Source organism: Streptomyces sp. MS06 (assembly GCF_047200655.1).
Classification (GTDB): domain Bacteria; phylum Actinomycetota; class Actinomycetes; order Streptomycetales; family Streptomycetaceae; genus Streptomyces.
On the sequence record NZ_JBJZOJ010000144.1, the window covers coordinates 1 to 1,262 of the forward strand.

Here is a 1,262-nt window from a genome sequence, read left to right on the forward strand (position 1 = left end):
TGAAGTTCCCCCCGCGAACTGGACAGCGGGTGTTTACGCTGCCGGGACGAGGTTCTGCCTGAGCAAGGATCTCGTTTCGAGCGGGGTGACGTACCCGTAGTCGGGGTGCCGACGGAGCCGGCTGCGGTTGTACTCGACCTCGACGTAGTGGAAAACGTCGGCCCGGGCGGCCTCGCGGGTCTCCCACATGGCCGTCCCGATCTCCGCTTTCAGGATGGCGAACCAGCTTTCCGCGGCGGCATTATCGTAACAAGAGCCGACGCGCCCCATCGACTGCCTCATGCGCAACTTGCGTATTTCGCTGCGGAATTCGTCACTCGTGTACTCGCTGCCGCGATCCGTATGCATGACGCAACCCCGCTCCAGGCCGCCACGCCCGGCCGCCATCCGCAAGGCGGCGACCGGCAGCTCGGCGCGGTGGTGGTCGGCCATCGCCCAGCCGACCACCTCCCGCGTCGCGAGATCGATACAGGTCGCCAAATACAACTTCCCTTCCAGCGTGCTGAGTTCAGTCATGTCGCCGACGAGCCGCAACCCGGGCCGGGGCGCGGTGAAGTCCCGGCCGATCAGGTCGAGCGCGAACACCGCCCGCTTCGCCTGCCGGGTCAGGCCCCGCCGCCGACGGCGGGTGATCCCGACGATCCGGTGCTTACGCATCAGCCGCTCGATCTTCTTGGAGTTCACCACCCGCCCGGCCCGCCGCAGGGCGGCGTGGATCCGCGGAGCCCCGTAGGCACCGCGAGATCCGGCGTGAAGCACCCGGATCTCGCCCACCAGCACCTCCTCGGCCCGCTCCCGCACCGTCCGGGCCGGCCGTGACGCCCTGTGCGCGTAGTAGGTGGAACGGGGCACTCCCAGCACACGGCACAGAAACGCAACGCTGTGACCTGCAGGATTACCCTCCGATGCCTTCTCCGCATCGATGAAACGACACCGTGCCACGGTGTCTACCTCATCTTGTCCTGAGCGAAGAAGGCGGTCGCTTTTCCCAGAACCTCGATCGTGGCCTCCTGCTCGCGAACCTTCCGCCGCAGCCGGACCAACTCCTCACGCTCCGCAGTGGTCAAAGCCCCGGCAGGCCCCTCACCACGGTCGACCTTCGCCTGCTTCACCCACCCGCGCAGCCCTTCCGGACTCACGCCCAGATCCCTCGCGACCTCGGTGACCGTCTTCTCCGAGGACAACGCCAAGGCGACCGCGTCCCGCTTGAACTCGGCCGTGTACCGCTTACTCATGTTGCTCTTGCTACTCACTACCTGTGA

The 1,262-nt window shown here is 66.7% G+C and carries 2 protein-coding genes; both read right to left on the minus strand.

The annotated features are described in order from the left end of the window. Positions 1 to 33 precede the first annotated feature (33 nt). Positions 34 to 942: an IS3 family transposase gene (locus ACL02U_RS32830; protein WP_412794667.1), complete on the minus strand. Its 909-nt coding sequence runs from the start codon at positions 940 to 942 to the stop codon at positions 34 to 36. Between the two features lie 5 nt (positions 943 to 947). After that, positions 948 to 1,262: transposase (locus tag ACL02U_RS32835; protein WP_412794668.1), on the minus strand; the 315-nt coding region annotated here is incomplete at its 5' end.